Below are 19,680 nucleotides of genomic sequence, written 5' to 3' on the forward strand. Positions count from 1 at the left end.
GATCAGGCCTCGGTCGTCTTTCGCAGCGACTCGAGCACCTGCGGAATCATCAGGTAGACATTGCCGCAGCCGAGCGTGATGACGTAGTCGCCTTCCCTCGCCACGGTGGCCGTGTAGTCGGCTGCTTCCTGCCAGTCAGCCACGTAGTGCACGTGTTCCTGATCAGCAAAGGCGCCGCTGACCAGCTCGCCGGTGACGCCGGGAACGGGATCTTCGCGGGCACCGTACACATCGAGCATGACGGTGTGGTCGGCGTAGGTTTCTAACACCTCGGCGAACTCGCGGTACATGTGCTGCGTGCGCGAGTAGGTGTGCGGCTGCTGTATTGCGATGAGGCGACCTTCGCCGACGACGCTGCGCGCTGCTTCGAGAGCGACCTTCACCTCGGTCGGGTGGTGCGCATAGTCGTCGAAGACGCTCACACCGCGCTCGACGCCGTGCAGCTCGAAGCGCCGCACCGTTCCGGCGAAGCCTTCCACGGCGCGCACGGCATCGCTCAGTGCGTACCCCAACGTCAGGAGCACCGCGACGGCGCCCGCGGCATTGATCGCATTGTGCTCGCCAGGCATAGCGAGCTGCATACGCGCGCTCTGTCCGTCATGAGTGACGGTGGCGGCCACGGGACCAGCAGTCGAGACGTCGCTGAGGCGCACATCCGCGTGCTCTGCCAGGCCGAACGTGATGACGTTCTGGTGCGTGAGGCCGGCAGTCACCCGCAGTGCACCCGCATCATCACTGGAGATCACGACAGCCTCGCTCGCCGCGTCGGCGAAGCGGATGAACGCGTCATGGAACGCCTCATCCGAGCCATAGTGGTCGAGGTGATCAGGATCGACATTCGTGATGAGGGCGATCGCGGTGTCGTACAGCAGAAAGGTGCCGTCCGACTCGTCTGCCTCAACGACGAAGAGATCATCGGTGCCGGACGCGCTCGACGCATCGAGCTGCTCGATCACACCACCGTTGACGAAACTCGGGTCTGCCCCGAGCGATTGCAGAGCCGTGACGAGCATGCCGGTGGACGTCGTCTTGCCGTGCGCGCCGGCGATCGAGACCAGCCGTCGCCCGCCGATGAGCCAGTGCAGTGCTTGGGAGCGGTGAATGACGTGCAGACCGCGTTCCTTCGCCGTGACGTACTCGGGGTTCTCCGGCCAGATCGCGCCGGTGTGCACGACGGTGTCTGCGTCTCCGAGGTGGGCGGCATCGTGACCGACGTGAACGGTCGCCCCCGCTTCGGCAAGAGCGCGCAGGCTGTCGCTATCTGCACGGTCTGATCCGGAGACGCGAATGCCAGCATCGAGGAACATCTTCGCGAGTCCGCTCATGCCCGATCCACCGATACCGATGAAGTGGGCAGCAGTGATGGACTCGGGAATCGGAAGAGTGAGGTCAGGTCTGATCATGTCCCGTCCATCCTAATTCGCTGCCCTGACAGCGGCCCCTGGGCACGCCGCCCGGCTCAGGCGCCGAGTGCCCGATCGATCAGCGCGATGACGTTCTCGGTGCCGGTGCGGATGCCCACGTTCTCGGCTGCCGCGGCCATACGCTCGATCCGTTCACGATCGCCGAGAAGAGGCACGACGGTATCGCGCACCGTGTCTCCGGAGAATCCGGCATCGTCAAGCAGGATCGCTGCGCCCGCATCGACGGAGGATGCGGCGTTGAGCCGCTGTTCTCCGTTTCCGACCGCGTACGGCACATACACGGCGGGGATGCCGATGGCGCTGATCTCGCTGACCGTCGCCGAGCCCGCACGAGAGACGATCAGGTCGGCAAGGGCGAAGGCGAGGTCCATTCGGTCGACATAGCGACGCATGACGTAGCCGGGAGCCTCGGGGTCGACGAGGTCGCTGCGCTCCCCCGTCACGTGCAGCAGCTGCCAGCCCGCGGCACGCACATCGCGCCATGAGTCGGCGAGGGCCTCGTTGAGCCGCAGCGCTCCCAGCGAACCGCCGAAGACCAGCAGGACGGGCTGCGCCTCATCCAGGCCGAAGTACTCGGCAGCCTCTGCCCGGACAGCTGCTCGGTCCAAGTCGACAACCTCGCGCCGCAACGGCATGCCGACGACTTCGCTGCCCTTGAGTGGCGTGCCGTCGAACGCGACGCCGATGCCCGCTGCTCGGCGCGCACCGAGCACGTTCGCCAGTCCGGGCTTCGCGTTGGCCTCGTGCACGATGAACGGCACCCTCTCGCGACGGGCCGCAATATATGCCGGCGCCGAGGCATAGCCGCCGAACCCGACCACCACGTCGATGTGATGCTCACGGATGTGCGCGCGCACCTGGGCGATCGCCTTCCGGAATCGTCCGGGGAAGCCCACGGCCTGCTTATTCGGTCGGCGCGGGAACGGCACCTTGTCCACGATCAGCAGTTCGTATCCGCGCTCAGGAACGAGACGGGCTTCCAGGCCCTCTTTCGTTCCGAGCACAAGGACGTCGGTTTCCGGGTCGCGTTCGCGCAGCCCATCGGCGACGGCAAGCAGAGGATTGACGTGGCCGGCGGTGCCACCGCCGGCGAGGAGGTACGAGGTCACTTGGTGACCTTACCTCGCTCAGTTGCAGGAATCGTGCGAGCGAATGCCAGCAGCACGCCGCAGGCGAGCAGCACGGCAAGAAGCGCGGTACCACCCTGCGACATGAACGGCAGTGGCACGCCCATCACGGGGAAAATGCCGATCACGACGCCGACATTGATCAGGGCCTGCCCGATGATCCACACCGCGATTCCGCCGGAGGCGACGCGAATGAACGGGTCCTGCGTTTTACGCATGATGTGGAACGCACCGACCGCGAAGAAGGTGAACAGGCCGAGCACGACGATGCAGCCGATGAGCCCGAGCTCCTCGCCGACAATTGCGAAGATGAAGTCGTTGGCAGCGGCAGGCAGCCACCCGTACTTCTCTTGTGAGTTGCCAAGACCAAGGCCGAAGAACCCGCCGTTCGCCATGCCCCAGACTGCATGCACAGACTGGTAGCAATTCGACCGGTACGTCTCGATATCGACCGCGGGGTCGATATTCGCGCAGAGAGCAGTGATTCGCCGCATCCGGTCGGCGCTGGAGAGTGCATAGAACAAGATGCCGCCGGCTCCGGCGAGCAACGGGAGGATGAACAACCGCAGCTTGACACCGGAGAAGAACAGGCAGCCCAGCGTGATCAGCACGAGGACCATGGAGGTACCCAGGTCGTTCCCGGCCATGACGGTGGCAAGCACCATCACCGCCATCGGCACGACCGGGATGAACACGTGCTTCCACGTTCCCAGCAGTGCGCGCTTGCGCAGGAGCACGTAAGCGATCCAAAGCGCCAGGGCGAGTTTGAGGAACTCCGAGGGCTGCATCGTGAACCCGGCGATGCGGATCCAATTGCGGTTTCCGGCATCCTCAATGCCGAGAGGTGTGAACACGAGCAGCTGCAACACCGTCGCCGCGATGATCGCGGGCCACGCCATGTTCTTCAGCAGGCTGATCGGAAGCCGGCTCACCAGGAACATCATCGGGATGCCGACAGCGGCGAACATCGTCTGCTTCAGAGCGGTGTCCATGACACCGTTCTCCTTCGCACTCGTCGCCGAGATCACCATGACAATCCCGAAAACCGTCAGCAGCAAAGCCGTAGATGCGATGAGCAGGAACTCGTTCGACGGTGGCGTGAAGATGCGCCCCAACGAGACGCGTGCGGCGAGTCCTCGAGATTCAGTGCGCGGAGGGCGGGATGCCTGCGTCATCGGCGCTCCCTCTGTCGATCCATCTGCGTACCGCGTCGGCGAAGCGGTGGCCGCGATCCGCGTAGCTGGTGAACTGGTCGAAGGACGCCGCGGCGGGGGCCAGCAGAACTGTTCCCCCGTCAGTGGCGATCCCCGCGGCAAGTTCCACCACGCGAGTCATGACATCTTCAGTCTCACCAGTGACGACCTCGATCACCGGGACTGCGGGCGCGTGTCGCTCGAATGCCGCGACCAACTCGGCGCGTTCGACACCGATGATGAGCGCGGCGCTCGCAGTGCGCCCGGCATCCGCCACCAAGTCCGAGAGGTCGACGCCCTTCAGATCTCCGCCCAAAACCCAGACGGCGCCGGGGTAAGCCCGCAGCGACGAGGCGGCAGCATGCGGGTTGGTCGCCTTGGAATCGTCGACCCAGGTGACGCCCTGGTGGCGGGCGATGACCTGGATGCGATGCGCATCAAGCCGGAACGTCTCAAGGGCACGTCGGATGGCCTCAGGCGGTGTGCCGAGTGCGCGTGCAAGCGCGCTGGCAGCGAGAATATTCTGCACCATGTGTGGGGCCGCAAGCCCGGCACGATCGAGCTCGGCGAGTGTGGTCAGCTCGAGTGCACTGTTCCTACGGTCATCGAGGAAGGCTCGGTCCACGAGGATACCGTCGACCACGCCGAAATCGCTCGGGCCTGGCACGCCAAGGTCGAAACCGATCGCCCGCGCGCCTTCCGCAACCTCGGCGTCTTCAACCATCTGGCGCGTGGCCACATCCGCCTTGTTGTATACGCAGGCGACGCGGGTGTTGCGGTAGACGAACGACTTCGCATCGCGATAGGCCGCGGTGCTGCCGTGCCAGACGAGGTGATCGTCGGCGAGGTTCAGGCACGTCGCCGAGTGCGGCACGAGCTCGCCCGCACTACTGCTCTGCCCGATGTACCAGAGTTGGTGGCTGGAGAGTTCGACCACGAAGACGTCGAAACCGGCCGGGTCGCGCACGGCATCCAGCACCGGGACACCGATGTTGCCGCACGGCGCGGCGCGTAGCCCGCCCTCCGCGAGCAGCGTCGCGGTCAGCTGAGTGGTCGTCGTTTTACCGTTGGTTCCGGTGATGAGCACCCAATCGGCAGGGGTGCCGTCTGCGCGCACGACCTTGTCGCGCACGCGCCAGGCGAGCTCCACATCGCCCCACAGCGCGATCCCGGCATCTTGCGCCCATTGGATCAGCGGATGCGACGGCGAGAAGCCCGGTGAGGCCACGACGACCTCCGGGTCAAAGTCACGAACCCTCTGCGGCACCACGTCGAGCGGACCGATTTCGAGGTGTGCGCCGATGACCGGAACGAGCCGCTCGTACTCCTCAGACGCTGATTCCGACAGCACGAGGACATCAGCACCGAGCTCAGTGAGAGTGTCAGCCGCAGAGAATCCGGTCACCGAAAGCCCGAGGACAGCGACGCGCAGCCCCTTCCAATCGGCGTGCCAGCTGGTCAGAGCATCCAGACGTACGTCACTCATACCAGCGTGAGCCATTCGACGTAGAAGATGCCCACGGCCGAGATAGCAAGCAAGCCCGAGATGATCCACAGCCGGACGACAATCGTCACCTCAGGCCAGCCGCGCATCTCCAGATGGTGATGGAACGGGCTCATCAAGAAGAGTCGTTTGCCGCGGGTGAGCTTGAAGTAGGTGCGCTGCAGGATCACCGAGCCGGACGAGAGCACGAAGACACCGGCGATCACGAAGAGCAGCAGCTCGGTGCGGGTGAGGATCGCCATCGCGGTGATCACGCCGCCGATGGCCATCGAGCCGACGTCACCCATGAAGACCTTCGCCTTGGGCGCATTCCACCAGAGGAACCCGATGAGTCCTGCGGCGAACGATGCCCCAACAATCGCGAGGCTGAAGGGGTCTCGCACTTGATAGCAGGCAGCCAGCGCTTCGTCTTCGGCGCCGGTGCCCGCGCCCGCGCCCGTGCAGGACTGCTTGAACTGCCAGAACGCGATCAGGCTGTATGCACTGACGACGAACACCCCCGCGCCGGCAGCAAGACCGTCGAGGCCGTCGGTGAGGTTGACGCTGTTGGATGTCGCGATGCCGATCACAGCGATCCAGATCAGGTAGACGACCCAGCCGATGACCACGCCGAAGGCGAAGAGGTCCAGCCACGGTATGTCACGGAACAACGACACATGGCCGCTCGCAGGGGTCTGCCCCCATTGGTTGGGGAAGTTCAGGGCGACGACGCCGAACGGAATCATGACGATCAGCTGACCGATGACCTTGCGCCAACCGGAAAGTCCGAGGCTGCGCTGCGACTTCACCTTCATGTAGTCGTCGATGAAGCCCACCGCTCCGAACCCGAGCATGAGCCAGAGCACGAGGATCGCGGAGAGCGCCGGTGTGCTTCCCCCGGCATAGACGCCGACGAAGTAGCCGACGATCGTGCCGACGATGAAGATGAGGCCGCCCATCGTGGGCGTGCCACGCTTTGCCTCATGGCTCGGGTTCGCGATGTCTTCCGGGGTGCGGATGACCTGCCCCCAGCCCCAGCGGCGGAACAGCCGCAGGAAGACCGGAGTGAGGAAGAGGGTGAAGGCGAGCGATATCGCCGCCGCCATCAGGAGTGATCTCACGAGAACAATTCTCCCAGACGATCGCCGAGATGCCGAAGGCCCACGGAATTGGATGATTTGACGAGCACGCGATCACCGTCGCGCAACTCAGTGCGCAGGTACTCGAATGCCGCGTCCTGGTCTGCGAGGTGCACGGCCTCACTGTCCCACGAGCCTTCGCCGACCGCCGAGAGGTAGAGGCGACGTGCCTCTGGCCCCACTACGACGATGCGGCGAATGTTCAAGCGCACAGCGAGCAGCCCGATCCGGTCGTGCTCCTCCCCTGCGCTCTCGCCCAGCTCACTCATCGCGCCGAGAACAGCGACGGTGCGCTCATCCGGTCCGGTGATCTGTGCCAGGGTGCGGAGAGCTGCCGCCATGGAGTCGGGGCTGGCGTTGTACGCGTCATTGATGATGCGCACCCGTTCGTTTCCCATCGGCTGCATGCGCCAGCGCTCGGCGATCTCGACGGTCTCGAGTCGTGCGATGGAATCGGCAAGTGAGACGCCGAGCACGCCGGCGGCTGCAATCGCAGCCAGCGCGTTGCCTACGTGGTGCGCGCCGAGAACCTTCAGGTGTAGCGGAAGTTCAACTCCGGCGACGCTGATCACCGTTCGCGTGCCGTCTGCGGCAACCTGCACATCACTCGCGCGCACGTCTGCCGTGTCATTCTGGCCGAAGCCGACGACGCTCAGCCCGTGATCGACGGCTTTTTCGCGCATGGCGGCCACACGAGGGTCGTCGATATTCAACACTGCCGTACCGGCGGGGCGGGATGCCGTGATCAGCTCTGCCTTGGCGGTTGCGGTCGCCTCGATGCCTCCGAAACCACCGGCATGTGCCATACCGACCATCAGGACCACCGCGACATCGGGCTCAACGAGCCCTGCGAGGTGGGCGATGCTGCCGGGGCCAGCCGCACCGAACTCACTGACCAGATAGCGAGTGTTCTCGGTGACCCGGAGCATGGTGACTGGCGCGCCGACCTCGTTGTTGTACGAATCGATCGGTGCCACCGTCTCGCCGACGCCTTCGAGGATGCGCGCAAGGAAGTTCTTCGTCGTCGTCTTACCGTTGGACCCGGTGATCCCTACGATCTTCAGCTGGCCTGCCTCGCGCACGCGCGCGACAACGGCTCGAGCGAGATCAGCCAACGCTGCCACAACATCTGCAACGACCACCTGCGACACTGGGAAATCCACGGGGTGTTCGACCAGTGCAAGCACAGCCCCATTATCGACGGCAGCACCGACGAAACGGTGCCCATCAGTCTCGGCGCCTGGCTTGGCGATGAAGATGCCGCCGGGCGCCATCTTCCTGGAATCGGTATCGACGACGCCGTTGACCACGGTTTCCGCGGTATCGGCGTCGACGACACGCAGCTCGCCGCCGGTGATGGCAGCAATCTCTGCAAACGACAGGGCGATCATGACATCTCCATGCACGGCGAGGCGCCGGCTAGTTGAATTTGGGGAGCAGCTCGTCCATCGGTTCGGTGGACGGTGACACGCGATAGGTCTTCAGAACCTGAGTCATCGCTTTGTGGAAAGCGGACGCCGTCGCTGCTGATGATGCAAGCCTAGTCGGCTCGTCGAGCGTGACGATAACGACGTACTCAGGGTCATCCACAGGGGCGAAGCCCACCATGCTCGTGTAATAGGCGTTCGCTTTGTAACCGGGGCCGTTCTCGTTCGGCTTCTCCGCGGTACCCGTCTTGATGGCTACCCGGTAGCCAGGAATCTCCACCTGCTCGGAGAGACCGCCCTGCACGGCGACGTTCTCCAGCATGCGCGCCACCTCATCGGCAGTGGACTCGGAGATGATCTGCTCATGCTCCGGTGCATCTGGGGTCACGACGGTGCCATCGGCCAGCGTGCAGGACTCGATGAGCGACAGATCGATCTTCTCGCCACCGTTGGCGATGGCCTGGTAGGCACCGGCAACCTGTGGCGCGGTGACCGTGAAGTACTGTCCGAACGTGGTCGTGTACAGCGACTGGCTGTCCCACTTGGAGACCGGGTGCAAAACGCCACCCTCCTCACGAGGGAAATCAATCGTCTTCTCCGTGACGCCGAACTTCTTCAGGTAGTCGTAGCGCACCTGCGGGTCGACCATGGTTCCGAACTTCGATACCGCAACGTTGGATGAGTCGATCAGGGCACCGGCCAGCGTGTACTGGTTGGCGCCGTGCACGAACGCGTCGTTGATGACAGCGCCGTTCGGGAAAGTTTCGCGGCTTGCCGCGCTCACCGTGGTGTTGCCGTCCACAGCGCCGGTGTCCAGCAGTGTCGCAGCGGTGACGGCTTTGAATGTCGACCCCGGCTCGAATGTCGTGGTGAACACCCGCGTTCCCCAGTCATCCGGTGATGAGGAATCAAGGTCGTTGGGGTCGAGCGACGGCCATTCGGCCGCGGCACGGATCTTTCCCGTTTTGACCTCTACGACAACAGCAGTTGCCGCTTTCGCGCCCTGCTTCTGCGCTTCTTCTGCAACCATCTGCTGCAGATACCACGACAGATCTCGGTTGATCGTCAGCTGTACGGTGCCGCCGTTCAGCGCGTCGACAGTGCGTTCGCTGCCGGGGATGATGACCCCGTCGGTACCACGCAGGTAGGTGCGCTCGCCATCTGTCGGGGCGAGGCATTTGGCCTCCATTTGCTCGACACCGAGTTGCCCGACGCCAGCGGTGTCGAGATAGCCGACCACGTTGCCCGCAACCGCGCCGCTCGGGTAGACACGCGTCTCGCGCGGTGTCATGTGCAGGTAGATGAGCCCAAGGTCACGCAGTTCAAGGTACTTCTCGGTGCTGAGCCCCTTCTCCAGCAGGTAGTACTCCGATTCCGAGTTGTTCTCCAGGTTGGCTGCGACGCCGGCACGCAACTCATCCGCGTCCTGACCCGTGATCTCAGCGATCTTGTCAGCTGCTTCAGACCACGGTGTCTCCGGAGGGCCGTTCTCGTCGTTCTCCAAGAGCATCAAGACCTTCGGACTGAGCTCGGCGTCATAGACCTTCGTGCTCGACGCCAGGATGATGCCGTTCTCATCGACGATCGACCCTCTGTTGCCGTAGAGCGCATCCGTGCTGCCGAGCTTGCCGACGTTGAGGGAATCCTCCACGTGCTCGGTCGCGCTCACTACCTGGATGTCGACGAGGCGAACGACGAACGCTGCCAGTACCGCCAGTATCACCGCGAGGGCGACGACGGTGCGTCGGCGTGGGCCGCGCGTGGCTCGTGTCGTCATGGGATTCCCTCAGTGTCCGTTCAGCGGGTGGTGGGGCTGGGCAGCCCCTCTGTTATTGGCGGGGGAAGGCTCGGATCGACGGTCTCTGGAGCATCCTCAGCGGTCTGCTCTTCTTCTGCAGTGGCAACCGGCGCGACCGGTGCATCCAGGAGCGCGTTGTTGACTGCTCCGCTGCCCATCGGATCTACCGAGGACTGCGGCCCGGCCCCGACGTTCGCACCGAGGATCGCCGAATCGCTGAGACGCAGGTAGGACGCAGCGCCATTGACGACCATGCCCAGCTCGGCAGCTTTCGTCGCCAGCATCTGAGGCGAGGCGAGTCCCGCCATGTCATCCTCAAGCGCACTCGCCTGCAAGTTGAGCTCCCGCTGCTGCGAGGCGAGGTCGGCAAGTACGAAGGAGTCCTGCGTGATGGCGAGCGACAGCCCGATCTGACCGATACCGATCGCCGCAGCCCCGCCGAGCGCGATGAGCGCGTAGGCGAGCTTCGGCCGACTGCGCGGTGCAGGGGCGGTGACGGGCTTGAGCTGACGCGCAGGACGCGTCGTTGGAGCCTTCGGCTGCGGCAGCAGTGCTGCGGCGGTCGCGCGGTTCACACTGCCTCCCTGATTCGTTCGGCGGCACGCAGGCGAACGGGAATGGCTCGCGGGTTGCGTGCCTTCTCCTCATCGCTTGCGAGTTCTGCACCCTTGGTGATGGTCCGAAACCGGGGGGCGTGCTGTGGCAGTTCGACAGGGAGCCCGGCGGGAGCGGTGGATTTGGATGCCGCTGCGAAGGCCTGCTTGATGAGGCGATCCTCCAGCGACTGGTAGCTCATCACCACGATGCGCCCACCGACGGTCAGCGCGTCCATGGCTGCGGGAATGGCATCGGCCAGCACGCTGAGCTCGGAATTGACCTCGATACGCAGCGCCTGGAACACGCGCTTGGCTGGATGCCCTGCGCGTTGCACGGCAGCCGGCGTCGCAGCCTGGAGCAGGTCCACGAGATCCTGAGATCGCACGAACGGGTGTTCGTCGCGGGCCTGCACGATGAAGCGGGAGTAACGCGCGGCGAGCTTCTCCTCGCCGTAGCGCTCGAAGATGCGTCGGAGGTTTCCCTCGCTGTACGTCGCCAGAACTTCAGCGGCCGTGACGCCCTTCGTCTGATCCATCCGCATGTCCAGCGGAGCATCCTTCGAGTACGCGAAGCCGCGCTCTGCCTCATCAAGCTGCAGGGACGAGACGCCGAGATCCATCAGGATGCCGGACGCACCGTGCGCGTGCAGGCCGATCTCGTCGTAGACCGTGTGTACGAGCGTGATCCGATCTGCGAAGCGCTCCAGCCGCTGGCCGGCGATGCGCAGTGCGTCGGTGTCGCGATCGAGGCCGATCAGGCGGATGTTGTCGAACCGCTCGAGCAGGGCTTCGGAGTGGCCGCCCATACCGAGCGTCGCGTCGACCAGTACGGCACCGTCGTGCTGCAGCGCGGGAGCCAGTAGCTCGATGCAGCGCTCCAGGAGGACTGGGGTGTGAATGTCGCGGAGATTCATGATCATGTCCGGTGACCTTCGACTCTGATTCCCCTCCGCTTCTCGACCCGGCACCGGGGAAGTGTGTCGGGGCGGGAGCGGCGGGGCATCACAGTCGAAGGGTCAGAAGAGTCCCGGAATCACCTCCTGTTCCAGTTCTGAGTAAGTGTCTTCGCCAGCGGCGAGGTAGTCGTTCCAGGCCGCGGCATCCCAAATCTCGGCGTGCGCGCCGACGCCAGTGACGATGAGCTCTTTTTCGAGCCCGGCGTACTGACGAAGAGGTGCAGGGATGGTGATGCGGTTCTGGCTGTCCGGCATCTCTGCGCTGGCTCCGGAGAGGAACATGCGCAGAAAGTCACGGGCTTGCTTGTTGCCGAGCGGCGCCTGACGGATCCGCTCATGCATCGCCTCAAACTCGGCCGTGCTGAAGACGTAAAGGCAGCGTTCCTGGCCACGGGTGACGACGATGCCGCTCCCGAGATCCTCACGGAATTTCGCTGGCAGGATGACTCGACCTTTGTCGTCGAGCTTCGGTGCGTGCGTTCCCAACAACATCAGCCATCACCCCCTCTGTTTCCGGCCAATTCGAGGTGTCCCCCACTTTACTCCACTTTGCTCCACTTTTATATGGGAAGGCGAAGACAGCATCGCTTGTCTGGGTCCGTAGCCACTCCAGTCCCCCGATATTCCGCGGAAATACACGGCGGAATAGAAGTGGAGGACGGTGGGGGTCAAATGGGGAATCACCGTCGGATCTGCGGAAGTGACCCGTCAGAGCACACAAAAAAGCCCGGATGCGCAATGCATCCGGGCTTGTAAAGCGGTGGTGAGGTCAGCGACCGTCTTGGCGACGATCCCAACGGTCGTTCATGCGATCCATGAAAGAGGACGAGTCCTGCGGCGGCTTTGACTTCGCCCGACTGGCCGAACCAGACACGTGCGTTGGGCCGGTGCGGCGAACCGGGGTGGCTGCGAGGATGACGCCAGCGAGCATCGCGGCAAATCCGATCACGCCGACGATAATGCTGCCCACAGCGCCGAGCTGACTTCCTAGCGCGACACCGGCAACCAGTGCGCCGATGCCGACGAGCAGCAGGACCGCACCGTAAACAAGGTTGCGATAGCTGAGCGTGCGATCGCCTGAGGGCGCAGTGACGATGTCTGCATCATTGTGCAGGAGATGGCGTTCCATCTCATCGAGCAGACGCTGCTCCTGTTCTGACAGTGGCATAACGCCCCCCTCGGGTTCAGTGTCTCTAGTCTACGCTCGCAAAACAGCCGAGGCTACCTATCAGCTGAGAACCTAAGCTGAATGTCGTGCCCTCTCCCACGCTAGTCCAGGATGCCGTCGCCACCCACCTGGATCTTTTCTTAACGCTGCTTCGATCAGAGTCCGATGAATACGGCTCTGATGCCGCGATGTTCATCGACTCCGCAGCAGACACGCTGCAGGGCGGTAAGCGTCTGCGCGCACGTTTCTGCCATGCCGGATGGCGCGCGGTGGCACGCTTCGCCGACCGCGCTGCCGCTGAGACAGATGCCGTGTGGGACCTCTGCGCCGCGCTGGAAATCTTCCAGTCAGCGGCACTCGTGCACGACGATCTGATCGACAACTCCGACACCCGACGCGGGCGCCCGGCAGCGCATCGCGCGCTGGAGCAGCAGCACCGCACGCTGACATGGTCTGGGAATGCTGAGACATTCGGCCGTGCATCCGCGATTCTGCTCGGCGATCTGCTTGTCGCGTGGAGCGATGATCTGCTCGAGCAGTCGCTGGCCGGACACCCGCAGGCGCCTGACGTGCGCCGGCAGTATGCCCGCATGCGCCGCGATGTCACCACAGGGCAGTTCCTCGATATCGCTGAGGAATCCGCGTGGCAGGTGAATCCTGCATCCGAGCACGCGGATCGTGCACTGCGGGTCGTCTCCCTGAAATCAGCGCGATACAGCATCGAACAGCCGCTGCTGCTCGGCGCGACCCTCGCCGGCGCAGATGCGGCTCAGCAGGATGCGCTGCGGAAATTCGGGCATCCGATCGGCATGGCGTTTCAGCTGCGCGATGATGTCCTCGGAGTGTTCGGCGATGAGACGGTCACCGGAAAGCCGACGGGCGATGATCTGCGCGAGGGCAAGCGAACGGTTCTGATCGCGTTCACGCGAGAGCGACTGAGCGCCTCGGCCTGCCGAGTGCTGGATGAACTTCTCGGCGATCCGGACCTCACACCCGCTCAGGTGTCGGCCCTGCAGTCAACGATCGCCGATTCCGGCGCACTCGCCCGAGTGGAAGAACTCATCGCTTCTTACGCGCAGCAGGCCGACCGGGCGCTCTCCGGCGCACGGCTCGACAATGCTTCCGTCAGCGAGCTGCGAGACCTCGCCCGGGCAGCGACAGTACGAACGGCCTGATCTCAGGCGAGAGTGCGCGCTATCCGGCGGACCGGGCTCTTGTGACCGTCCAGGAGCGCGGCGATCGGAGTGCGACCCAGTTCTTCCTGTTCACTCAGAAGCCAGTCGATGACCTCGTCATCGGTGAGCCCTGCATCCTTGAGGACGATGATCGTGCCCCGCAGTGATGCGAGGGGCTCTCCGTCGACGATGAAGATCGACGGAACCCCGAACGTTCCGTTGCGGGTCGAGCCGATCAGATAGTGCTCGGCGATGAGGCGCCGCACCCGTCCCAGCGGCTCATCGAGAATCTCGACGAGATCGGGCGTGGTCAGCCACTTGATGGCGGGGGTTTCGGGAGCAGTCTCAGACACGTTCTGACTATCTCATTTCCCGGGGAACATCGCACATCGTCCCATTATTCACTTAAGTAACATCTGCCCCTTTGGTTGACATCTGTATACATCCGTGTCAGCGTTTTACGAGCCCAAAAGGGGGAACTTTGAGACTCGATACCGAGCAACACCGCACCCGTTACGCGCAGATCGGCGTCCCAGCAGCCGTTCTGGGGGTTCTCGCGGGCGCATTCAGTGCCGCCCCAGCCAGCGCTGCCATGCCTGCTATGCCTGCGGAAACCGGCTCGCATCAGCGCCTCGCCACCGTACCGACATCAGCAGTGCTGAAATCGGTCCCGGCCCACACGACGCCAGCCGCCTACACCGTGCAATACGGAGACACCGTCGCCGCGATCGCCGCCAGGTTCGGCCTGGCGACCGTCGATGTGCTCACGTGGAACGACCTCGGTTGGCGCTCAGTGATCTACCCGGGCCAAAGCCTCAGGCTCACCGCGCCTGCAGCCGCACCGGCTCCAGCGCCTGCACCGTCTCCTGCACCTGCTCCGTCTGCGCAGACGCACACCGTTGTCGCGGGCGACACCATCTTCGCCATCGCACAGAAGTACGGCACCTCGATCGACGCGATTCTGGCGGCGAACGGGCTGAGCCGCGATTCGGTCATCTACCCAGGGCAGGTCATCGCGATCTCCGCTGCTGCCAGTCCCCAGCCCGCTCCCGCGCCGGCTCCCGCCGCGGTGCCGCCCGCCGCGCCTGACACTGCTGGCACCACGCACATGGTTGTCGTCGGCGACACTCTCTTCGCGATCGCCCAGAAGTACGGCACCTCGGTGGCTGCACTGTATGCGGCTAACGGTCTCGGCCCCTCGTCGATCATCTATCCCGGCCAGAGCATCATCGTCGCCGCCGCCGCAGAGGCGCCAGCATCCACCCCGGCGCCGGCCGAAACGGCCGTGCTCAACGCGCCGCAGGCCGAGAACGCGGCCATGATCATCGGGATCGGGCGTGAACTGGGCGTTTCAGAACGCGGCATCGCGATTGCCCTGGCCACCTCGATGGTCGAGTCGTGGCTGCGCAACCTCGATTGGGGCGACCGCGACTCACTGGGCCTGTTCCAGCAGCGTCCCAGTACGGGCTGGGGCACACCAGAGCAGGTCATGGATCGCGATCGCAGCATCCGCGTCTTTTACGGTGGTCAATCAGACCCGAACGGCAGCACGACCCGCGGTCTGCTCGACATCCCAGGGTGGGAGAGCATGACCTTCAGCGAGGCCGCACAGTCCGTGCAGATCTCGGCGTACCCAGAGCGCTATGGCGCCTGGGAGACCGCTGCCTACGAATGGATCGCACTTTATGGCTGATTCCCCGGTGTTTCCGCGCCGAAAGGGTGAGCCGCTCCCCTGGCTTTCAGCCAGTTCTTCATAGACTCTGTACGTGACGAGCAATCAGCAGGCCGACCCCCTCATTGGGCGGCTTGTCGACGGCCGGTACCGAGTGCGTGCACGAATCGCGCGCGGCGGGATGGCCACGGTGTACGTCGCCACCGATCTTCGGCTGGAGCGCCGCATCGCGCTGAAGGTGATGCACGGACACCTCAGCGATGACACCGTGTTCCAGAGCCGGTTCATCCAGGAGGCTCGCGCGGCCGCCAGACTCGCCGATCCGCACGTGGTCAACGTCTTCGATCAGGGTCAGGATGGCGAGCTCGCCTACTTGGTCATGGAGTACCTCCCTGGCATCACGCTGCGTGAGTTGATGCGTGAACAGCGTCGACTGACCATTGCGCAGACCATCACGATCATGGATGCGATCCTTTCTGGGCTTGCCGCTGCGCACAAAGCCGACATCGTGCACCGCGATGTGAAGCCGGAGAACGTCCTCCTCGCTGAAGACGGTCGGATCAAGATCGGTGACTTCGGCCTCGCCCGAGCGACGTCGGCGAACACGGCAACGGGCGCGCAGCTGCTCGGCACGATCGCATACCTCGCCCCCGAACTCGTCACGCGCGGCACTGCGGATGCCCGTAGCGATATCTACGCCCTCGGCATCATGCTCTACGAGATGCTCACAGGTGAGCAGCCGTACAAGGGCGAGCAGCCGATGCAGATCGCCTTCCAGCATGCGACAGAGTCGGTACCGCGCCCCAGCGTGCGCAATCCCGGCGTGCCTGAGCAGCTGGACGAACTCGTGCTGTGGTCGACCGAGAAGTCACCGGACGAGCGACCCGATAACGCCCAGCAGATGCTCGATCGCCTGCGCGAAATCGAACGCGATCTCGGGGTCTCCCCCATGGCCGCCACGACAGCGACCACGCCGTTGCGCTCGCAGAGCGACTCCGGCGAGCTCACCAAGGTCATGCCATCGATGATGGTGATCGACGATCCGACCGGTCCCGTGATTGCGGCTCAGCCCATGGACAACGCGACGCTGCTGCGACGCAGAACGTCCAAGCGGCGTGCACGCGGGGCGTTCCTGCTGTCGCTGGTGCTACTGCTCGCGGTGTTGGCCGGTGGCGCCGGATGGTGGTTCGGCTCAGGGCCGGGATCTCTCGTTGGAGTTCCGCCCGTCGCGGGCCTCAGCTATGAGGCTGCGTCAGCATCGCTGATCGAAGAAGGTTTCCTGCCTGTGCGTGTCGATGAGAGTTCGGTCGATGTGGATGCCGAGACCGCCATCCGAAGCCAACCAGGCAAGGGCGAAAAGCTCGATAAGGGCGCCGAGGTGCACGTGATCATCTCGACCGGTCCGGCTGCGCACACCGTTGAGGCGCTGAATGGCAAGGCTGAGCAGGAAGCCAGGGACTATCTGTCGACTCTCAAGGTCAACGTCGCGGACGAGACTCTCGAGCTGTATTCCGACGCCGCGGCAGACATCGTCATCAATGCTTATGTGACTCCTCGCGCAGGCGGCGAGGATTACGTCTGCGGTGACGGCTGTGAGCTCTTCGAAGATGATTCCGTGAAGCTGTTCGTTTCGCTCGGCAGTCTGCCCGATGTCGTCGGGATGCTTGCGGCGGATGCTGTCGCCACCCTCGATGAGAAGGGCATCACAGTCACGGAGCAATTCGAGGAGTTCAGCGACTCCGTCGAACAGGGCATCGTGATCTCGATGGCGGAGCGCTCCGAGCAAGGCAACTGGCAACGGGGAGATTCAACGTCACTCGTGGTCTCGAAGGGGCCTCAGCTGTTCGAAGTGCCGAATGTCACCGGACTTACCCGCGATGAAGCCGCCCAGAAGCTCCGAGACTCCGGCTTCGAGCCCACTTGGAACGGCCTGTGGAGTGCGCTCGACAACGGCAACACCGAAGTCACCGGCACCGACCCGGCATCAGGCTCGATGCGACGTGCGTCCACTGAGGTGTACATGCAGATCCGTGGCGTTCTTTAGCCCAAAACACACAAACCGTCCTTCCCGAGCATCCGGAAGGGCGGTTTGTGTGTTCTCGATCAGGCTTGCTCAACCAGCGGATGCCAGAATGCGGCGGATGCGAGCGATCAGTGCCGCCGCACCGTCTTCAAGGTCGTCGGAACCGACCAGGATCACTCGATATCCGGCATCCTCCAGCAATTGCACTCGCGTGAGGTCCTGCAGCCATCTGCGACGTGAAGTGCGATGCTCATCGCCCTGGTACTCGATGATCAGCCGCGCATCGCGGTATCCGAGATCACCGTGCCGTATCCCCTTCGTTGTCCGCACCGCGAGCTGCACTTCAGGCTCGGGTAACCCACCGGCGACCAGCGCGAGCCGCAACAATGATTCGCGCGGAGAGTCCACGGGACTCCGAACCATTCCCAACGCCCACTGCAGCGCCGCCACACCACGCCGTCTCCCGTGCCGGGCAATAGCCTCGGTCAGCTGCTCCATCGTGCACAGCGCCGGGCGGCGCCCATCGTCATCTCTCTCGCCGCTGATGAGAAAGTCTCCGACGGCGACAAGCCATTCTCGAGAGATGAGCGTCGACAGCTGACACCAGACATCAGCGGGCGCACATACGTGGATGCTCCCCACGAAGTAAGTGACGAGGTCGTTCTCCGTTCGTTCCCAGCCGACCACGCCGGGCCGACGGATGCGGCCTCGCTTCCCCAAAGCCATGACATGCAGAACATCGTCATCATCGTCCTCATGGTCGTCATCAGCCGGCAGCGGCATCCGCCAGATTTCAGCCGCCGTCCGATGACTGAACACGTGGTGGGGCTGGAGCGTCTTGCTGAGTGCCGCGCAGCGGTCCGAGAGGCTCTCCGGCGACTCAGCCGCACGCACGCCGTGGAACGGTCGCTGGAGGTCGTGTCCTCGCATCCGCTTCTCGCCCAGGCCGCGCGCGGAGCCTGACTGCACCTGAAACGCAGTGGACTTGAGTGGACGAGGCAGTGGAATCCGAGGTCGCATGCCCCGATCCTGCCGCGCATCCGGCGATCCCCGCTCGCGTTGTCCACAGCCCCGGCCGAGAACACGCAAACCGCCCTTCCCCGCGATCAGGAAGGACGGTTTGTGTGTTCTCGACGCTTGCGGAAGCGCGCTCAGCGCTTCTCGAGCTCCTCGGCGACCAGGAAGGCGAGCTCGAGGCTCTGCATGTGGTTCAGGCGCGGGTCGCAGAGGCTCTCGTAGCGGGTCGCGAGGGCGGCCTCGTCGATGCGCTCCGAGCCGCCGAGGCACTCGGTGACGTCATCGCCGGTGAGCTCGACATGGATGCCCCCGGGGAACGTCCCGACGGCGCGATGTGCCTCGAAGAAGCCGCGCACCTCGTCGACCACGTCATCGAAGTGACGCGTCTTGTAGCCGGTGGGCGTCGTGATGCCATTGCCGTGCATCGGATCGGTGACCCACAGCGGGGTCGCACCCGAGTCGCGGACTGCTTCCAGCAGCGGCGGCAGCGCATCGCGAATCTTGCCCGCACCCATACGCGTGATGAAGGTCAACCGGCCCGGCTCGCGGTTCGGGTCAAGCTTGTCGATCAGCGCGAGAGCAGTCTCGGGAGTCGTGGTCGGGCCGAGCTTCACACCGATGGGGTTGCGAATCTTGGAGAAGTAGTCGACGTGCGCGCCGTCGAGGTCGCGCGTGCGCTCCCCGATCCACAGGAAGTGCGCCGAGGTGTTGTACGGAGTGTCCGTACGCGAGTCGATACGCGTCATCGGGCTCTCGTAATCCATCAACAGGCCCTCGTGGCCGGTGAAGAACTCGACGCGCTTGAGCTCCTCGAAGTCGGCTCCTGCGGCCTCCATGAATTTGATGGCCCGGTCGATCTCGGCGGCCATGCGCTCATAGCGCTGGTTGGCGGGGTTCGACGCAAAGCCCTTGTTCCAAGAGTGCACCTCACGCAGATCCGCAAAACCACCCTGCGTGAACGCGCGAATCAGGTTCAACGTGGATGCCGCCGTGTGGTAGCCCTGCAGCAGACGACCGGGGTCGGGCTGGCGTGAGCCCTCGGTGAAGTCGTAGCCGTTGACGATGTCGCCACGGTAAGCGGGAAGCGTGACGTCACCACGAGTCTCGGAGTCGCTGGAGCGTGGCTTGGCGAATTGTCCCGCCATGCGGCCCATCTTCACGATGGGCATCGAGGCGCCATACGTCAGCACGACCGCCATCTGCAGCACCGTCTTGATCCGGTTACGGATCTGATCGGCGGTGGCGCCAGCGAAAGTCTCGGCACAGTCACCACCCTGCAGCAGAAACGCACGACCGGATGCTGCGCGAGCGAGCCGATCACGAAGATTGTCCACTTCACCGGCGAACACCAGCGGAGGAAGCGCCGCGATCTGGCGAGATACGTCCGCAACGCGGTCAGCGTCGGGCCAGGTCGGCTGCTGCTTGATGGGAAGTGTGCGCCAGGCGTCCAGGGCGGCGTCGTGCTGCTGAGGCATTTCCCCA

General features: G+C 64.2%; 17 protein-coding genes. 3 read left to right on the forward strand and 14 right to left on the reverse strand.

Features of this window, described 5'->3' with window-relative positions; all coding sequences use genetic code 11:
* Nucleotides 1-2: 2 nt before the first annotated feature.
* The 11 genes from murC to ACSU04_RS17830 form a co-directional block, all read right to left on the reverse strand.
* Nucleotides 3-1,403: a UDP-N-acetylmuramate--L-alanine ligase gene (gene murC, locus ACSU04_RS17780; protein ID WP_439285560.1), complete on the reverse strand. Its 1,401-nt coding sequence runs from the start codon at nucleotides 1,401-1,403 to the stop codon at nucleotides 3-5.
* Between the two features lie 56 nt (nucleotides 1,404-1,459).
* A complete protein-coding gene (locus tag ACSU04_RS17785; protein ID WP_439285558.1) occupies nucleotides 1,460-2,533 on the reverse strand; it encodes a UDP-N-acetylglucosamine--N-acetylmuramyl-(pentapeptide) pyrophosphoryl-undecaprenol N-acetylglucosamine transferase in 1,074 nt (357 codons plus the stop codon).
* Nucleotides 2,530-3,726, reverse strand: coding sequence for a peptidoglycan glycosyltransferase FtsW (locus tag ACSU04_RS17790; RefSeq protein WP_439285556.1), 1,197 nt, complete (start codon nucleotides 3,724-3,726; stop codon nucleotides 2,530-2,532). Before ACSU04_RS17790 ends, ACSU04_RS17785 begins: the two co-directional genes overlap by 4 nt.
* Nucleotides 3,695-5,230, reverse strand: coding sequence for a UDP-N-acetylmuramoyl-L-alanine--D-glutamate ligase (murD, locus tag ACSU04_RS17795; protein WP_439285554.1), 1,536 nt, complete (start codon nucleotides 5,228-5,230; stop codon nucleotides 3,695-3,697). Before murD ends, ACSU04_RS17790 begins: the two co-directional genes overlap by 32 nt.
* Nucleotides 5,227-6,348, reverse strand: coding sequence for a phospho-N-acetylmuramoyl-pentapeptide-transferase (mraY, locus tag ACSU04_RS17800; RefSeq protein ID WP_439290498.1), 1,122 nt, complete (start codon nucleotides 6,346-6,348; stop codon nucleotides 5,227-5,229). The genes murD and mraY overlap by 4 nt, the downstream gene beginning before the upstream one ends.
* A complete protein-coding gene (locus ACSU04_RS17805; protein WP_439290499.1) occupies nucleotides 6,345-7,757 on the reverse strand; it encodes a UDP-N-acetylmuramoyl-tripeptide--D-alanyl-D-alanine ligase in 1,413 nt (470 codons plus the stop codon). The genes mraY and ACSU04_RS17805 overlap by 4 nt, the downstream gene beginning before the upstream one ends.
* 28 nt (nucleotides 7,758-7,785) lie before the next feature.
* Nucleotides 7,786-9,570 (reverse strand): peptidoglycan D,D-transpeptidase FtsI family protein, encoded by a 1,785-nt coding sequence (locus ACSU04_RS17810; RefSeq protein ID WP_439285549.1) that lies wholly within the window; start codon nucleotides 9,568-9,570, stop codon nucleotides 7,786-7,788.
* Nucleotides 9,571-9,590: 20 nt separating this feature from the next.
* Complete coding sequence (locus tag ACSU04_RS17815; protein WP_439285547.1) at nucleotides 9,591-10,166, reverse strand: hypothetical protein; 576 nt, start codon at nucleotides 10,164-10,166, stop codon at nucleotides 9,591-9,593.
* Complete coding sequence (gene rsmH / locus ACSU04_RS17820; protein ID WP_439285652.1) at nucleotides 10,163-11,101, reverse strand: 16S rRNA (cytosine(1402)-N(4))-methyltransferase RsmH; 939 nt, start codon at nucleotides 11,099-11,101, stop codon at nucleotides 10,163-10,165. The genes ACSU04_RS17815 and rsmH overlap by 4 nt, the downstream gene beginning before the upstream one ends.
* A 102-nt stretch (nucleotides 11,102-11,203) precedes the next feature.
* Nucleotides 11,204-11,635, reverse strand: a complete 432-nt coding sequence (gene mraZ, locus ACSU04_RS17825; RefSeq protein WP_439285545.1) for a division/cell wall cluster transcriptional repressor MraZ — start codon at nucleotides 11,633-11,635, stop codon at nucleotides 11,204-11,206.
* A 277-nt stretch (nucleotides 11,636-11,912) separates the two neighbouring features.
* Complete coding sequence (locus tag ACSU04_RS17830) at nucleotides 11,913-12,311, reverse strand: DUF3040 domain-containing protein (RefSeq protein ID WP_439285543.1); 399 nt, start codon at nucleotides 12,309-12,311, stop codon at nucleotides 11,913-11,915.
* Between the two features lie 86 nt (nucleotides 12,312-12,397).
* Here ACSU04_RS17830 and ACSU04_RS17835 point away from each other — a divergent pair, with 86 nt between their 5' ends.
* Nucleotides 12,398-13,486 (forward strand): polyprenyl synthetase family protein, encoded by a 1,089-nt coding sequence (locus ACSU04_RS17835; RefSeq protein ID WP_439290500.1) that lies wholly within the window; start codon nucleotides 12,398-12,400, stop codon nucleotides 13,484-13,486.
* Nucleotides 13,487-13,488: 2 nt separating this feature from the next.
* Here the strand turns inward: ACSU04_RS17835 and ACSU04_RS17840 are convergent, their stop codons facing one another.
* On the reverse strand, nucleotides 13,489-13,839 hold the full coding sequence (locus ACSU04_RS17840) for an Rv2175c family DNA-binding protein (protein WP_439290501.1): 351 nt from the start codon (nucleotides 13,837-13,839) through the stop codon (nucleotides 13,489-13,491).
* A gap of 248 nt (nucleotides 13,840-14,087) precedes the next feature.
* Between ACSU04_RS17840 and ACSU04_RS17845 the strand changes: the two genes are divergently transcribed.
* Nucleotides 14,088-15,179, forward strand: a complete 1,092-nt coding sequence (locus ACSU04_RS17845) for a LysM peptidoglycan-binding domain-containing protein (protein WP_439290528.1) — start codon at nucleotides 14,088-14,090, stop codon at nucleotides 15,177-15,179.
* A 73-nt stretch (nucleotides 15,180-15,252) separates the two neighbouring features.
* Entirely contained in the window at nucleotides 15,253-17,202 is a 1,950-nt protein-coding gene (gene pknB, locus ACSU04_RS17850; protein ID WP_439290502.1) for a Stk1 family PASTA domain-containing Ser/Thr kinase, read from the forward strand.
* Between the two features lie 69 nt (nucleotides 17,203-17,271).
* Here the strand turns inward: pknB and ACSU04_RS17855 are convergent, their stop codons facing one another.
* Together ACSU04_RS17855 and ACSU04_RS17860 are read right to left on the reverse strand one after the other, a co-directional pair.
* Complete coding sequence (locus ACSU04_RS17855) at nucleotides 17,272-18,201, reverse strand: hypothetical protein (RefSeq protein WP_439290503.1); 930 nt, start codon at nucleotides 18,199-18,201, stop codon at nucleotides 17,272-17,274.
* Between the two features lie 131 nt (nucleotides 18,202-18,332).
* Nucleotides 18,333-19,673 carry a class II 3-deoxy-7-phosphoheptulonate synthase gene (locus ACSU04_RS17860; RefSeq protein ID WP_439290504.1) on the reverse strand — a complete coding sequence of 447 codons (1,341 nt, stop codon included), beginning with the start codon at nucleotides 19,671-19,673 and terminating at the stop codon, nucleotides 18,333-18,335.
* Nucleotides 19,674-19,680 lie beyond the last annotated feature (7 nt).

The sequence above is a fragment of the Microbacterium sp. A84 genome (assembly GCF_051842815.1).
Classification (GTDB): Bacteria; Actinomycetota; Actinomycetes; order Actinomycetales; family Microbacteriaceae; genus Microbacterium.